At 67.8% G+C, this 14419-nt stretch carries 18 protein-coding genes; 13 read left to right on the forward strand and 5 right to left on the reverse strand.

What is annotated here, in order from left to right:
- Nucleotides 1–9: 9 nt before the first annotated feature.
- Nucleotides 10–759 carry a transcriptional repressor LexA gene (gene lexA, locus AC5RUH_RS08345; protein ID WP_493977762.1) on the reverse strand — a complete coding sequence of 250 codons (750 nt, stop codon included), beginning with the start codon at nt 757–759 and terminating at the stop codon, nt 10–12.
- A gap of 296 nt (nt 760–1055) precedes the next feature.
- Between lexA and AC5RUH_RS08350 the strand changes: the two genes are divergently transcribed.
- From AC5RUH_RS08350 to AC5RUH_RS08380, 7 genes are all read left to right on the forward strand, one after another.
- Nucleotides 1056–1409: a LysM peptidoglycan-binding domain-containing protein gene (locus AC5RUH_RS08350; RefSeq protein ID WP_494014162.1), complete on the forward strand. Its 354-nt coding sequence runs from the start codon at nt 1056–1058 to the stop codon at nt 1407–1409.
- Between the two features lie 72 nt (nt 1410–1481).
- The gene (locus AC5RUH_RS08355; RefSeq protein WP_494014161.1) at nt 1482–2591 is read left to right on the forward strand and encodes a histidinol-phosphate transaminase; all 1110 of its coding nucleotides are present in this window, start codon (nt 1482–1484) and stop codon (nt 2589–2591) included.
- Between the two features lie 54 nt (nt 2592–2645).
- A complete protein-coding gene (gene hisB / locus AC5RUH_RS08360; RefSeq protein ID WP_494002389.1) occupies nt 2646–3263 on the forward strand; it encodes an imidazoleglycerol-phosphate dehydratase HisB in 618 nt (205 codons plus the stop codon).
- The gene (gene hisH, locus AC5RUH_RS08365) at nt 3260–3901 is read left to right on the forward strand and encodes an imidazole glycerol phosphate synthase subunit HisH (protein WP_494002388.1); all 642 of its coding nucleotides are present in this window, start codon (nt 3260–3262) and stop codon (nt 3899–3901) included. Before hisB ends, hisH begins: the two co-directional genes overlap by 4 nt.
- A gap of 2 nt (nt 3902–3903) precedes the next feature.
- On the forward strand, nt 3904–4065 hold the full coding sequence (locus tag AC5RUH_RS08370) for a hypothetical protein (RefSeq protein ID WP_494002387.1): 162 nt from the start codon (nt 3904–3906) through the stop codon (nt 4063–4065).
- Nucleotides 4066–4113: 48 nt separating this feature from the next.
- On the forward strand, nt 4114–4854 hold the full coding sequence (gene priA, locus AC5RUH_RS08375; RefSeq protein WP_494014160.1) for a bifunctional 1-(5-phosphoribosyl)-5-((5-phosphoribosylamino)methylideneamino)imidazole-4-carboxamide isomerase/phosphoribosylanthranilate isomerase PriA: 741 nt from the start codon (nt 4114–4116) through the stop codon (nt 4852–4854).
- A 9-nt stretch (nt 4855–4863) separates the two neighbouring features.
- Nucleotides 4864–5712: an SseB family protein gene (locus AC5RUH_RS08380; RefSeq protein ID WP_494002385.1), complete on the forward strand. Its 849-nt coding sequence runs from the start codon at nt 4864–4866 to the stop codon at nt 5710–5712.
- Between the two features lie 101 nt (nt 5713–5813).
- Here AC5RUH_RS08380 and AC5RUH_RS08385 read toward each other — a convergent pair whose 3' ends face one another.
- Complete coding sequence (locus tag AC5RUH_RS08385) at nt 5814–6233, reverse strand: DUF1844 domain-containing protein (protein ID WP_494002384.1); 420 nt, start codon at nt 6231–6233, stop codon at nt 5814–5816.
- A 339-nt stretch (nt 6234–6572) separates the two neighbouring features.
- Here AC5RUH_RS08385 and infC point away from each other — a divergent pair, with 339 nt between their 5' ends.
- The 4 genes from infC to AC5RUH_RS08405 all read left to right on the forward strand — a co-directional run bounded on the left by infC (nt 6573) and on the right by AC5RUH_RS08405 (nt 9743).
- A complete protein-coding gene (gene infC, locus AC5RUH_RS08390; protein ID WP_494014159.1) occupies nt 6573–7619 on the forward strand; it encodes a translation initiation factor IF-3 in 1047 nt (348 codons plus the stop codon).
- Between the two features lie 145 nt (nt 7620–7764).
- Nucleotides 7765–7959 carry a 50S ribosomal protein L35 gene (rpmI, locus tag AC5RUH_RS08395; protein ID WP_493977772.1) on the forward strand — a complete coding sequence of 65 codons (195 nt, stop codon included), beginning with the start codon at nt 7765–7767 and terminating at the stop codon, nt 7957–7959.
- A 116-nt stretch (nt 7960–8075) separates the two neighbouring features.
- Complete coding sequence (rplT, locus tag AC5RUH_RS08400; RefSeq protein WP_494014158.1) at nt 8076–8771, forward strand: 50S ribosomal protein L20, sunset domain variant; 696 nt, start codon at nt 8076–8078, stop codon at nt 8769–8771.
- A 45-nt stretch (nt 8772–8816) separates the two neighbouring features.
- The gene (locus AC5RUH_RS08405) at nt 8817–9743 is read left to right on the forward strand and encodes a TrmH family RNA methyltransferase (protein WP_494014157.1); all 927 of its coding nucleotides are present in this window, start codon (nt 8817–8819) and stop codon (nt 9741–9743) included.
- Nucleotides 9744–9776: 33 nt separating this feature from the next.
- Here the strand turns inward: AC5RUH_RS08405 and AC5RUH_RS08410 are convergent, their stop codons facing one another.
- Nucleotides 9777–10982, reverse strand: a complete 1206-nt coding sequence (locus AC5RUH_RS08410; protein ID WP_494014156.1) for an MFS transporter — start codon at nt 10980–10982, stop codon at nt 9777–9779.
- A 207-nt stretch (nt 10983–11189) separates the two neighbouring features.
- Between AC5RUH_RS08410 and AC5RUH_RS08415 the strand changes: the two genes are divergently transcribed.
- Complete coding sequence (locus AC5RUH_RS08415) at nt 11190–11636, forward strand: (deoxy)nucleoside triphosphate pyrophosphohydrolase (protein WP_494002379.1); 447 nt, start codon at nt 11190–11192, stop codon at nt 11634–11636.
- 53 nt (nt 11637–11689) lie between these two features.
- Here AC5RUH_RS08415 and AC5RUH_RS08420 read toward each other — a convergent pair whose 3' ends face one another.
- Together AC5RUH_RS08420 and AC5RUH_RS08425 are read right to left on the reverse strand one after the other, a co-directional pair.
- On the reverse strand, nt 11690–12718 hold the full coding sequence (locus AC5RUH_RS08420) for an Rv2578c family radical SAM protein (RefSeq protein ID WP_494014155.1): 1029 nt from the start codon (nt 12716–12718) through the stop codon (nt 11690–11692).
- A gap of 63 nt (nt 12719–12781) precedes the next feature.
- Complete coding sequence (locus AC5RUH_RS08425) at nt 12782–13237, reverse strand: hypothetical protein (protein ID WP_494101474.1); 456 nt, start codon at nt 13235–13237, stop codon at nt 12782–12784.
- Between the two features lie 108 nt (nt 13238–13345).
- Between AC5RUH_RS08425 and pheS the strand changes: the two genes are divergently transcribed.
- Nucleotides 13346–14416, forward strand: a complete 1071-nt coding sequence (gene pheS / locus AC5RUH_RS08430) for a phenylalanine--tRNA ligase subunit alpha (protein ID WP_494023835.1) — start codon at nt 13346–13348, stop codon at nt 14414–14416.
- Nucleotides 14417–14419: the final 3 nt, after the last annotated feature.

Genomic DNA, 14419 nt, shown 5'->3' on the forward strand with positions numbered 1-14419 from the left:
CCGGGCGCGTCAGAGGGCCCGCATCACCGAGACAACCTTGCCCATGATGGTTGCGTGGTCGCCAAGAATCGGTTCGTACTGGGTATTCTGCGGCAACAGCCAGGTGTGGCCGTCGCGCTGCCGGAAGGTCTTGACCGTTGCTTCGTCGTCGAGCAGTGCCGCCACGATGTCGCCGTTCTCGGCCGTGTGCTGCTGGCGGACCACGACCCAGTCGCCGTCACAGATGGCCGCATCGATCATGGAATCGCCCGAGACCCTGAGCATGAACAACTCGCCGTGTCCCACCAGTTGCCGCGGCAGGGGCATGACGTCCTCGACCGCCTGGTCCGCCAGGATCGGCCCGCCCGCTGCGATCCTTCCCACCAGCGGCACCATCGCCGTGTCGGATGACGTGGTCAGCTCGGATACGGCGACGCCGCTGGAGCTGCGCAGCTGTTGCGGTTCATCAACTCCGACGATTTCCACACCCCCGTGCTCGAGTGTCAGCGGGGTCAGGATTTCCATGGCACGGGGACGCTTGGGGTCGCGCCTGATGTAGCCCATCTTCTCCAGTTGGGCCAACTGGTGCGTGACGCTGGACAGGCTTGCCAGACCGACCGTGTCACCGATCTCGCGCATGGACGGAGGGTATCCGTGGGACATGACGGAGCGCTGGATGGTTTCCAGGATCTTCTTCTGCCTCGGCGTCAGGCTGCGCCCCACTTTGACGGGCCGGCCGCGTCGCTTCGCTCCGGCAGTGGTGGTGGTCTCTTCCGACATGTCCGGCCCCGGTCTCCCCGTAGTGGTCCCTGCGCCGGCGCCGTAGCGGAACCGCACATGGACTGTTGTCTCAACTGTTTTGTCGGTGGCGGCTGATGCACTGCTCTTACTGCCGCCCGACGCTTACAACGCTAGGCGAGGCGGTAGCGAATTTCAAACATTTGTTCGACTGAGTCTCGACAATGTTCGATCACCAGTGCTAAAACTGTAGAAGACGTATTCGAAGATACGTTCGAATACCGTTGCAAGACGATCGAAACCAGCCGAAATAGATCGAATATCGGAAAGGTGGCACCATGTCCGCCCAGCTCGCACCGCAGCCCGCCGGCCTTCGTACCAGCACAGGCCTGCGGCTGACCCGCCGCGGCCGTTTGTTGCTGATCGGCCTGCCGCTGATGCTCGCCGCGGCCGCAGCCCTGACCCTGATCGGTTTCTTCACTGCTCCGGCAATGGCCGCCGCCGGGGGGCTGGGGCCGGGGCCGGCGGCGACCGTCACGGTCGGCAGCGGCCAGTCACTGTGGGACATAGCAGTGCAGTCCGCGCCGGACCGCAACCCCCACGATGTCATTTTCGAGATCGCGCAATTGAACGGCCTGCAGGGGGACATCGTCCACGCCGGGCAGCAGCTGCTGGTCCCGTCCGCGCGCTGAGGCAGCCGTAATATGAGCTGCTTCGGCCCGCCCGATTCCTGCCCCGGGCGGGCCGAAGCTTAAACTGGATCGGTGAGTGAGCAGTTAGAACGCCTGAACCGCCTGCCGTTGCGGGAAAATCTCCGGGGCCTGGAGCCCTATGGTGCGCCCCAGCTGGAGGTTCCCGTCCTCCTGAACGTCAACGAAAACACCCATGGCCTGCCCGATGCTGTCCGTCAGGCCATCGTCTCGGCCGTCAGCGAGGCTGCCGCGGGTCTGAACCGGTATCCGGATCGCGAGTTCACGAAGCTGAGGACGGCGCTGGCCCGCTACTTGGGGCACGGCCTCACCGCAGAGAACATTTGGGCCGCCAACGGATCGAACGAGGTCCTGCAGCAAATCCTCCAGGCCTTCGGCGGCCCCGGCCGCACCCTGCTGAGCTTCCCGCCCACCTATTCCATGTACCCGCTGCTGGCCAGCGGGACGGACACGGATTATGTGGCCGTTCCGCGGGGGGCAGACTTCACGCTGTCCCCGGACGCTGCCGCCGCCGCTGTGGCCGGCTCCGCGGCAAACGTGGTCGTTCTTTGCTCCCCGAACAACCCGACGGGCACCGCCCTGGGCCTTGAGGTCGTGGAGGCGGCGTATGAAGCGGGGGAAGCCTCCAAGGCCATCGTGATCGTGGACGAGGCCTACGCCGAGTTCGCCCACGCCGGAACGCCGAGCGCGCTGACACTGTTGCCGGGGCGGGAGCGGCTCATCGTTTCCCGCACCATGAGCAAGGCCTTCGCGCTGGCAGGCGCCAGGGTCGGGTACCTCGCCGCCGCACCGCAGATTACCGATGCGCTGCGACTGGTCCGCCTGCCCTACCACCTCTCCGCCGTTACGCAGGCAACGGCCCTGGCCGCGTTGGACCATGCCGATGCGCTGCTGGCCAACGTCGAAGACATCAAGGCGCAACGGGACCGCATTGTCGACGGGCTGGCCGAGCTGGGACTCGACCCGGCGCCGTCCGACTCAAACTTCGTGTTTTTCGGCGGGCTGGAGGACCCCCGCTCGGTGTGGCAGGGACTGCTGGAAGCCGGCGTGCTGATCCGCGACGTCGGGATCCCGGGCCATCTGCGGGTAACCGCCGGCACTGAGGCCGAGACCACAGCCTTCCTCAACGGCATCAAGGCCCTCGTGGCGAGCCCCGTCTCCTAAACTAGTAAGAGCGAACCGGCTCGTGCCGGTCGACCAATTCGTCAAAGGACTCCCATGACCGTGGAAACCACCACCGGACGTACCGCACGCCTCGAACGCATCACCAGCGAGTCGTCCGTGCTGGTTGAACTGGACCTCGACGGCACCGGCCGTTCCGAGATCAGCACCACCGTGCCGTTCTACGACCACATGCTCACCGCCCTGGCGAAGCACTCGCTCGTCGACCTGACCGTGAAGGCCAGCGGGGACACGCACATCGACGCGCACCACACCGTCGAAGATGTCGCCATCACCATCGGCGACGCCCTGAAGGAAGCGCTGGGCAACAAAGCCGGGATCCGCCGTTTCGGCGAAGCCACGGTGCCCCTGGACGAGGCGCTGGCCCACGCCGTCGTGGACATCTCCGGCCGGCCCTACCTGGTGCACACGGGAGAACCGGCAGGCCAGGAGTACCACTTGATCGGCGGACACTTCACCGGATCGCTGACCCGCCACGTGTTCGAATCGATCACACTGCACGCCCAGATCTGCCTGCACATGCGCGTGCTGGGCGGCAGGGACCCCCACCACATCGTCGAGGCCCAGTTCAAGGCCTTCGCCCGGGCACTCCGCGCCGCCGTCGAAGCCGATCCACGTGTCGAGGGCATTCCCTCGACGAAGGGAGCCCTGTGACGGCTGCGCCCAAGGTCACCGTACTGGACTACGGTTCCGGGAACGTCCGCTCGGCAGTCCGCGCGCTGGAGCACGTGGGTGCCGACGTCACGCTGAGCCATGCCTCCGACGACGTCCTCGACGCAGACGGCCTGCTGGTTCCCGGCGTCGGCGCCTTCGCCACGGTCATGCAGGGGCTCAAGTCCGTGGACGCGCTTCGCTGGATCGGGCGCCGGGTGGCCGGCGGCCGGCCCGTGCTGGGAATCTGCGTTGGCCTGCAGGTCATGTTCGAAGAAGGCGTGGAACATGGCGTCCGCACGCAGGGCGTCGGGGAATGGCCGGGAACCGTGGAAGCGCTGCCGGCGGAGGTCGTGCCCCACATGGGGTGGAACACCGTGGACGCCGCAGAGGGCAGCCGGCTGTTTGCCGGGATCGAAGACGAGCGCTTCTACTTTGTGCACTCCTACGGTGTGCAGCACTGGAACTTCGACGTCACCCAACCCGCGATGACGCCGCCGCTGGTGACCTGGTCCACGCACGGCGCCCCGTTCATAGCGGCCGTTGAAAACGGTCCGCTGAGTGCTACCCAGTTCCATCCGGAAAAGTCCGGAGACGCCGGCGCGGAGCTGCTGCGCAACTGGTTGAAGACGCTGAGGTAGCCATGGGCAGCATCCTCCTGATGGGCCTGGCCGGGCTGCTGGCCGGCGGCGCCATCTCGTTCCGGCAGCAGCGGCTGCCCAAGTGGTTGGTGATCGTCTTCTGGATCCTGGCCGGCCTGTCGCTGCTGGCTGCCTACTTGCTCACCCTCGGACCGGCCGAGTAACCACACCCATCCCGCGCCCGCTGACGGCGCGCAGAAAGCGGAAGAACCATGACGAACCAAACCTCCATCCTTGAACTTTTGCCCGCGGTCGACGTTGCCGACGGCCAGGCCGTCCGGCTGGTCCAAGGCGAAGCCGGCAGCGAGACCGGCTACGGGGATCCGCTGGAGGCTGCGCTGGCGTGGCAGAACGACGGGGCGGAATGGGTGCACTTGGTGGACCTCGATGCGGCGTTCGGCCGGGGCAACAATACGGAAGTGCTGCGCCGCGTCGCCGACGAGCTGAAAATCAAGGTGGAGCTGTCCGGCGGCATCCGCGACGACGCGTCATTGGAGCGCGCGCTTGAATTCGGGGCCGCGCGTGTCAACCTGGGCACCGCCGCGCTGGAAAACCCGGAATGGACAGCACGCGCCATTGCCCGGCACGGTGACGCCATCGCCGTCGGCCTCGATGTCCGCGGCACCACGCTCGCGGCCCGCGGCTGGACGCAGGATGGCGGCGACCTCTGGGAGGTGCTGGCCCGCCTCGAAGACGCCGGCTGCTCGAGGTACGTGGTCACCGATGTGACCAAGGACGGGACGCTGCGCGGACCCAACGTGGATCTGCTCCGGCAGATGTGCGAGCGGACCGACAAGCCGGTGGTTGCCTCGGGCGGAATCTCCAGCCTGGATGACCTGCGGACGCTGCGCGGCCTGGTTCCGGCCGGAGTCGAGGGAGCGATTGTGGGCAAGGCACTGTACGCGGGCAAGTTCACGCTGCCCGAAGCCCTCGATGTTGCGGGACGGCGCTGAGGGACCAGCATGGGCAAGAAGCAACTGCCCGCCCATATCGCCGCCGCGCTGGCGGGAGCCGGCGGGGCGGGGGACTCGGCCGGCCAAAGCTGGGCCGGACGGGACCTGAGCGGTGAAGGAAACCCGCTCCACCAGTTCGACCACGATGACGGCAGCGCGGATCCCGGCTACGAGGCGGCGCTGCAATGGCTTGCCGCCGGGACCGGCGGCGAAGCGGAAGTAGTGGCTGCCCTGGCGAACGCCCGCGTTTTCGTGCCCATCGTGGCGACGCTGGGAGAAGAGGCCGAGGGCAGCCACGGCCTGACAGCGGATAAACAGGCCGACATGGCCGTGGTGACGTTGCAGGCGCCGGATGGGCGCCGGGCGCTGCCGGTGTTCAGTAACACGGCCGCCCTGGAAGCCTGGCATCCCCAGGCCCGGCCGGTCGCCGTGGAGGCGCCGCGGGCGGCCTTGGCGGCCGTGTCCGAAGACGCCGAACTGATGGTTATGGATCCGGGCGCCGCCCTGACGTTCGTTGTCCGGCGGCCGGCAGTGTGGGCGTTGGCCAAACAGCACGAGTGGGTGCCCTCCTACCGCGATCCGGCGCTCTTGGAGTGGGTGGCCGAGGCCACGGGCGGCGAGGAGGCGGTTATGGCCTCGTTCGTGGAGCCCGGGACCGGGATCGCGGTCCGGGCGGCAGATGGAGCCGTCGTGGCCGGCGGCGGCCACGGCCCGGAGCTGCGCCTGGTCCTGCAGGTGCGGGACGGGCTGGGGCGCGAGGAGTTGGGCGCCCTGGCGGGACGGATCCAACAGCGGCTCCAGTCCCGGCAAGAGTTTGCCGAGCGGGTTGATTCGCTGGAGCTGAAGTTCACCCGCTGAACCCCGCCGGCGAACGCCGCAACCAGAAGCGCAAAGACAAAGGACGACGCCGGTGCGTGGCACCGGCGTCGTCCTTGTTCAGTTCTGGGAGCCCGGGCCGGTCAGTTGACCGGACCCGTGAACTTCTCGCCCGGGCCCTTGCCCGGATCGTCCTGGATGACCGATGCTTCGCGGAAGGCGAGCTGCAGGGACCGGAGGCCATCGCGCAACGGGCCGGCATGCTGGCTGCCGATTTCCGGCGCGGCAGCGGTGACGAACCCCGCCAAGGCGGTGATCAGCTTGCGGGCTTCGTCCAGGTCCTTGAGCTCTTCGGCGTCGTCTCCGGCGGCCAGGCCGCACTTAACCGCGGCGGCGCTCATCAGATGGACTGCCGCGGTGGTGATGACTTCCACGGCCGGTACTTCGGCGATGTCGCGCATCTGGCCCAGGACTTCCTGTTCCTGGCTGGAGGCAGGACCGGCGTCGGGCGCGAAGCTGTGGCGGTGGCCGTCGGTCTGCGGATTGTTATCTGAGCTGCTCATACTGGTAAGCTTGTCACAGACCAATTGGATCCCGTTACTTATGTGCCTCACAGCACGTGCGGAGCAGGATCCGATCTGCAAGCGGAGTCCTCTCCCACCCGTCGGTATGGCTAGCCAGAGCTGCCGGGTCCAGGTCGGCAGGCTGTAGCCGGAAACCCTCGCGTGAGGTGCCCGGGCCAGCCGGTGGAACCCTAGCTTGTTTCCGCCTGCCGCCACTTCGAGGCCTTCGATTGCGTTTGCAATGGGGGGCCTTCTTTCATTGCAAGCGGCAGCCGATATTAGTGACAGGAGCCACACATTAGCGAGCCAAGAATCAATGATCGTATCCGCGTTCCCGAGGTGCGGTTAGTCGGACCGAACGGCGAACAGGTTGGGATCGTCCGTATTGAGGATGCCCTGCGCCTGGCCACGGAATCGGATCTTGACCTGGTTGAGGTCGCACCGCAGGCAAAGCCTCCGGTGTGCAAGCTTATGGATTTTGGCAAGTACAAGTACGAGGCTGCGGTCAAGGCCCGTGAGGCGCGCAAGAACCAGACGAACACTGTGCTCAAGGAGATCCGGTTCCGCCTGAAGATCGACAAGCACGACTACGAGACCAAGCGCGGCCACGCGCTGCGGTTCCTCGCAGCCGGCGACAAGGTCAAGGCCATGATCCAGTTCCGCGGCCGCGAACAGCAGCGCCCCGAAATGGGCATCCGCCTTCTGCAGAAGTTCGCCGAGGACGTCGCCGAGGTCGGCGTGATCGAATCGACTCCCCGCATTGACGGCCGCAACATGGTCATGGTGATCGGCCCGACCAAGAACAAGGCCGAAGCCAAGGCGGAAGCCCGCAGGGCCGCGCAGAAGGCCGACGCGAAGGCAACGAACGAGGCCAAGAAGCAGAAGGTGGACACCTCCGCCGACCAGGACCCGCTGACGCAGAGCCTGGGCGACCTTATGCCGGAAGGCCTTGCCGCAATGGCAAACCAGCCGGAGGAAACCGCCGAAGCACCTGCGCCGGCCGATGCCTCGCCTGCGGTTGAGGTTGAGGTTGTGCCCGAGGCCGAGCCCGCGGAGCAGCCGGAAGCCGAGGCTGCGGCCGCGGCCGAGCCCGAGGTTGAGGTCGAGGCCACGCCTGCGGTCGAGCCGGAAGCCGAGGCCAAGCCTGCCGCCCAGGCCAAGCCGGCCGCCCAAGCGAAGCCAGCCGCCCAGGTGAAGCCAGCGGCTCAGGTGAAGCCTGCCGCGCAGGCTAAGCCGGCGGCCGAGGCCAAGCCATCGGTTCCGGCGAAGCCCGCGGCGCCCGCCACGGAGGCCAAGCCCGCAGCACCCAAGCCCGCCGCCCGGCCCAAGCCGGCAGCGCGGCCCGCAGCACCCAAACCTGCTGGCCGGTCCGGTTCCAAGAACTAAGACCGTACAGAGAGCATCCGGCAACCGCCGGGCACCGTTCAGTGTCCGGCGCCGGTAGACAAGTAAACCGCCGGTGCCCGTTTTGCGGCACCGCACGAGCCGACGGTCGGCAGCGACCCGAGGAGACGTAAGGAGAACGGCAGCCATGCCGAAGCAGAAGACCCACAGCGGCGCCAAGAAGCGCTTCAAGCTCACCGGCAGCGGCAAGCTCAAGCGCCAGCAGGCCAACCGCCGCCACTACCTGGAGCACAAGCCTTCCACGCTGACCCGACGCCTTGCCAGTGACAAGATCGTTGCTCCGGCCGACGTGCGCAACATCAAGAAGATGCTCGGCATCTGATTTTCCCCCCTCTGGTCCGCGCGGCGACGCCGCAAGGGCCATCCAGCTAGTTTTGCCCCCGGCCGCCGATCGCGGCGGCCGAGCACCGGGCACCAATCATCAAAAGGAGTACGCACGTGGCACGTGTGAAGCGGGCGGTCAACGCCCACAAGAAGCGCCGGGTCATCCTGGACCGGGCTGCCGGATACCGCGGACAGCGGTCCCGCCTGTACCGCAAGGCCAAGGAACAGCTGCTGCACTCGTTCGTGTACAGCTACGGCGACCGCCGCAAGCGCAAGGGTGATTTCCGCCGCCTGTGGATCCAGCGCATCAACGCTGCCTCCCGCGCCAACGGCCTGACCTACAACCGCCTCATCCAGGGCCTGAAGGCCGCCGAGGTCCAGGTCGACCGCCGCATGCTGGCCGAGCTGGCCGTGTCCGACGCCGGCGCCTTCGCCGCTCTGGTGCAGGTAGCCAAGGACGCCCTGCCGGCCGACACTTCGGCTCCGGCAGAGCGCCAGACCGCCGCCGCCAAGCCTGTCGCCGCCGCCAAGACCGCTCCGGCCGCCGCCAAGACCGCTCCGGCCGCCGCCAAGGCTGCCGCGCCCGCCGCTGAAGGCGGAGAAGTTGCCGGCGCCGTGAAGGCTGTTGACGGCGAGGACGCTCCCGCCGGCTACACCATCAAGGGCAACCAGTCCAAGAAGTACCACGTCCCGGGCTCTACCTGGTACGAGAACACCACTCCCGTGTACTGGTTCGAGTCCGTGGAGGCCGCCAAGGCTGCCGGTTTCGAGCCCGCCGGCGGCGAGGCCCGCCAGAAGGTTGCCGAATAAGCACCGGATGCATAAACGCTTATGTGGCGACGTTATAGTCGCTGTATGAGCACTACCGGGCGCCCGCAAGCCATCATGTCCAACCCCCGAGCCGATCGGGTCAGGGATGTGGCAAAGCTTGCCGGGCGCTCGGTGCGTTTAAAGCGCCGCCAATTCCTGGCCGAAGGCCCGCAGGCTGTCCGCGAGGCCCTGTCCGCCCACCGGGCGCATCGAGGCGCCGGAAACAGCGGCATCGTGGCCGAGGTCTTCGCCACCGAAGCCTGCCTGGACCGGTCGCCTGAACTGGCGGACCTCGCCGACGGCGTGCCGCTGCGGCTGGCCACCGATGCGGTGCTGGCGGCAATGGCAGACACGGTCAACCCGCAGGGGATCGTGGCCGTCTGCCACTACCTGGACCGGCCGCTGAACGAGGTCCTGCAAAGCAAACCCCGGCTGCTGGCGGTCATGGTCCGGGTGCAGGACCCGGGCAACGCCGGCACCATCCTGCGGGCGGCCGATTCCGCCGGCGCCGATGCCGTGATCCTGACCAACTCCAGCGTGGACATCTACAATCCCAAGGCCGTCCGTTCCACGGCCGGATCACTCTTCCACCTTCCGGTGGTGAACGGTCACGATTTCGGTGACGTGGCGGCGGCCGTGCGCGCCGCCGGCGCAACCATGCTGGCAGCTGACGGCTACGGCACCATCGATCTGGACGATTTGCAGGACCGCAGCGCCCTGGCCCGGCTGGGAGAAACTCCCGCGGCCGGGGACGAGGGCGTGGCCGGCAGCCTGCCGGATCTCGCGGCGCCTACCGCCTGGCTCTTTGGGAACGAAGCCCAAGGGTTGTCGTCGGAAGAACTGGCCGCCGCGGACCATCGGGTCGCCGTGCCGGTTTACGGCCAGGCCGAAAGCTTGAACGTCGGCACGGCGGCCACCGTCTGCCTGTACGCCTCCGCGAGGTCCCAGCGTCGACGCGGGCCTGCAGGGTAGCTGTTGGCCGGCCGGCCCGCCGCAAGATGCGCCTCAGGCGAGGCTGCGCCGTTTCTCGAGCGCCCCGCTGAGAGCGGCGATGACCAGCCCCAAGGATGCCAGCCCGGCGCCGACCAGCGCCGGCGCGGCATATCCCCAGCCCCAGGAGATCACGAGGCCGCCCAGGAAAGCGCCGAGGGCATTGGCCATGTTCAACGCCGAATGGTTCAGCGAGGCGGCCAGGGTCTGGGCGTTGGGGGAGGCGTCCATCAGGCGTGTCTGCAGGGCCGGGATCAGGCTCGATCCTGCGGCCCCCAGGAGGAACACGAGGGGAATCGCCAGGGCGGCAATGGATGAGGCCGCCCAAAAGAACACCAGAATCACGATGATCGCCGCCATCACCTGGTAGATGGTCCCCATCACCGAGCGGTCCGCCAACTTGCCGCCGATGAAGGTGCCGACGACCATGCCCAGGCCGTAGAGGCCGACAATCAGCGGCAGGGCGGCCGGGGCCAGGCCTGTCACTTCGGTCATGGTCGGGCTGATGTAGGAATACACCGCGAAAAATCCGCCGAAGCCGACCACGCCGATCAACAGCGCCAACCAGACCTGGATCCGTTTCAGGGCGCCGAGTTCCCGACGGATGCCGGCCTCCGCGTGCGCGGGGGTGAAGGGAACCAGGCGCTGGAGCATCAGTATCGTCACCGCGCCGACGATGCCCACGGCCACGAACATCAGCCGCCAGCCGTACTGTTGGCCCAGCCAGGTGACCAACGGGACGCCGACGACGTTGGCCACCGAGAGCCCGAGCATGACCATGGCGACCGCCTGCGCGCGGCGGGTCGGCGAGACCAGCGAGGCGGCCAGGACGGCGGCCACGCCGAAATAGGCGCCGTGCGGAAGGCCGGAAATGAACCGGGTGGCCAGCATCGTGGCGTAGTCGGGCGCGAACACCGACGAGAGGTTCCCGAGCGTGAACAGGACCATCAGCCCCAGGACCATGTACTTGTGCGGAAGCTTGGCTCCGAGGGCTGCGAGCAGCGGCGCGCCGACCACCACGCCCAGGGCATAGGCGGAAATCAGGTGCCCGCTCTCCGGGATGGAGACGTCCAGGCCGGCCGCCACATTCTGCAGCAGGCCCATGATGGCAAATTCCGTCGTGCCGATGCCGAAGCCGCCCATGGCCAAGGCGACGATGGCCCACGCCGTCCGGCGGTTTTCGGTCTGCCTCCGTGCGGTGACGAGTGTCGGGGAATTCATGATCGGCTTTCGGTCGGACGGACAACTGGGCGCCGGCGCAAGCCTGCATGCCGGGGCCTGGGCACGGGCGGCAGTTGCGGGCACCGGCTGCCACTGTACGGCAACGCGACGGCACGGCATCCCATTCCGGACCCGTGTGGCCTGTGGTCTGCGGCATAGTCCGGGGCCGTGGGAACCGGGCCGGACCCGCCCCGTAGACTGAACCGCGTGCAAACGAGCCTGAAACAGATTGTCGGCGCAGCCATCCTCGACGCCCGCGACGCCCCGAACAGATTACTGGCCGCCCGGCGCACCGCGCCGGAGGCGCTGGCCGGCCTGTGGGAGTTTCCCGGCGGCAAGGTGGAGCCGGGGGAGAGCTGCGAAGACGCCCTGCGCCGCGAAATCCGCGAGGAACTGGGGGTCGGAATAGAGCTGGGAGTCGAAGTCTCCGGTCCGCTCCCGCAGGGCTGGCCGCTGAATGAGGCGGCGGCCATGCGCGTATGGTGTGCCTACATTACCGACGGGCTGCCGAAGCCGCTGCAAGACCACGACGAATTGCGCTGGGTCCGGCTGGAGGCGGCAGAAGCCGCGGCCCTGCCGTGGATTCCCGCCGATTTTCCGATCCTCGAAGCCGTGCTGACCGCTGCAGGCCGCACCGCCGCCCGTCCCGCGTAACGGCTCCCGCCGGAACCCGTCGTCCTGCCGGGGCCGAAGCGTTGCCCGGACACTTAGAACAACGTCGCCTGTCCCGCTGCGGCCGGCGTGCCCGACGGCGCTGCCGGACTTTCCGCCGGTGGCCGCACGGGCACGTCGCGCAGCCGGGCAGCGTTTTCCAATCCGTGCCGGCGCTTGGCTTCCCGGACCCGGTCCGCCAGCCAGACCCGATAGTCCTTGGCGGCATACGTGCCGCCGTCGTAGAGGCGGCGGTACTTGCCCACAAGTTGCGGGTATTCCTTGGCCAGCCATTGCAGATACCATTCCCTGGCGCCGGGACGAAGGTGCAGCGCGCCCGCCGTCATGCTGGTGGCCCCGGCTGCCGCAACGGCCGCGCACAGCCCGTCGAGCGCGTCCTCCGAGTCCGTCAGCCAGGGCAGGATCGGCATGGCCATCACCGAACACGGCAGGCCGGCGTCGCTGAGCTTGGCGATCAGCTCGAGCCGGGCACGCGGCGTGGGTGTTCCCGGCTCCACACGGCGCGCCAGTCCGGCGTCGGTCATGGCGAGCGAAATCCCCATGCCGACCTCGACGTCCCCGGCCGCCGCACGCAGCAGCGGCAGGTCACGGGCCAGCAAGGTGCCCTTGGTCAGGATCGAAAACGGGGTTCCTGACCCGGCCAGGGCCTTGATGATCTCCGGCATCAGCTTGTAGCGGCCCTCGGCCCGCTGGTAAGGATCGGTGTTGGTGCCCATGGCCACGTGTTCGCGCTTCCACGACGGTTTGGCAAGCTCGCGGCGGAGGACCTCGCCCACGTTCACCTTGACCACCAACTGGCTGTCAAAATCCAGCCCGGTGTCCAAATCGAGGTAGCTGTGCGTCTTGCGGGCGAAGCAATACACGCACGCGTGGCTGCAGCCACGGTAGGGGTTGATGGTCCATTCGAACGGCATCCGCGAGCCGGCGCCCACGCGGTTCAGCGCCGACTTGGCCATGACCTCATGGAATGTGATGCCGGCGAAACCGGGGGTCTGGACGCTCCGGACGAGTCCGGACAACGGGAGCAGTGCGCCTGGTTCCGCTTGCTGGGAGGACCACCTCATGCTTTAAGTAGAACACATCTTCGAACCAGGCGACAGGGGCAGGAGGGGTCTTCCGCAGGAAATTCAGCCGGCCGTCCGTACGGGCCGCGAGCCGCGCCGCCCAGGCCTCCGCCGCACCGGCCGCTCCTTGTAGCCGCCCGACTGCAGCCCGGCCAGCCGCTCGAAGATGTTCCGGGACGCCGGGTCGCCGGTCCGCCACCACGACCAGGCGGCAGCGAAGCCGTACAGCGGCAGGAACGGCAGGCCCAGGCACCAGGCATATTGGCTGCTGTGGCGGGATTCGTGGCCCAGCAGCACCGGATTGCCGGCCAGCCCGGCCGCAGCGTCGCGGAACAGCACCACGTTGCCCACGGTAAAGGCAGCGGCCTTCGGCAGCCCGGGCCGAAAGCCGTGGGCCAGGATCAGGCCATGGGGTCCGGGATGAAGGCTGCAGCGGACCGCGGCGGCGAGGGCCAGCCCCAACAGGGTGGAGCCGTTGAGCAGGTTCCAGGCGGCACGCAGCTTCTCGGACGGCGTCATGGGCCCATCGTAAGCGTTTCGGGTCGGTGCCGGCCCGTGAACTAGACTGGACTGGTTGCCCGTACGCGGGCGGAATCCCTTTAACCTATTCCGAGGTCCCCACAGCACATGTCTGACGTGACACCCCCAGCCCAGGAGCCACCCGTGCCGAGCCCCCTCGACGAAGCCGCGGTAGCCGCCGCCGTCGAGCAGGCGGTGATGGCTTTCAAGGCTGCCTCCGACCTGGACGGGCTCAAGACTGCCCGGCTCGCCCACGCCGGCGAGAAGTCCCCGCTTAGCCTGGCCAACCGCGAAATCGGCAAGCTGGCCAAGGAGGACAAGGCGGCTGCCGGCAAGATCGTGGGTCCGGCCCGCGGGCGCATCAACCAGGCGCTGGCCGCCCGCACCGCCGAACTGGAGGCCGAACGGGAGGCGCAGATCCTCGTCGAGGAGGCAGTGGACGTTACCGCGGCTCCGCGCCGCCGCCGCGCCGGTGCCCGGCACCCGCTATCCACGCTGCAGGAACGGGTCAGCGACATCTTCGTCGGCATGGGCTGGGAGATCGCCGAGGGGCCGGAGGTGGAATCCGAGTGGTTCAACTTCGACGCCTTGAACTTCAAGCCGGACCACCCCGCACGGGAGATGCAGGACACCTTCTTCGTGGAACCGCCCGAGGCGCACCTGGTGCTGCGGACCCACACATCGCCGGTGCAGGTCCGCTCCATGCTGGAACGAGACCTGCCGGTGTACGTGCTGTGCCCGGGCCGGACGTTCCGCACCGATGAACTGGACGCGACCCATACGCCTGTTTTCCACCAGTTTGAAGGTCTGGCCGTGGACAAGGGGCTCACGATGGCCGACCTGCGCGGCACGTTGGAGCACTTCTCGCGGCAGATGTTCGGCGCCGAGGCCAAGATCCGCCTGCGCCCGGCCTACTTCCCGTTCACCGAGCCCTCCGCGGAGATGGACATCTGGCATCCGGGCGCCAAGGGCGGCCCCCGCTGGATCGAGTGGGGCGGCTGCGGCATGGTCAACCCCAATGTGCTGCGCGCTGCCGGCATCGATCCGGAGGTCTACTCGGGTTTCGCCTTCGGCATGGGCATCGAACGCACCCTCATGTTCCGCAACGACGTCCCGGACATGCACGACATGATCGAAGGCGACATCCGCTTCAGCCAGCACTTCGGGATGGAGATCTAGAAC

The sequence above is a fragment of the Arthrobacter sp. Y3223166 genome, assembly GCF_059090935.1.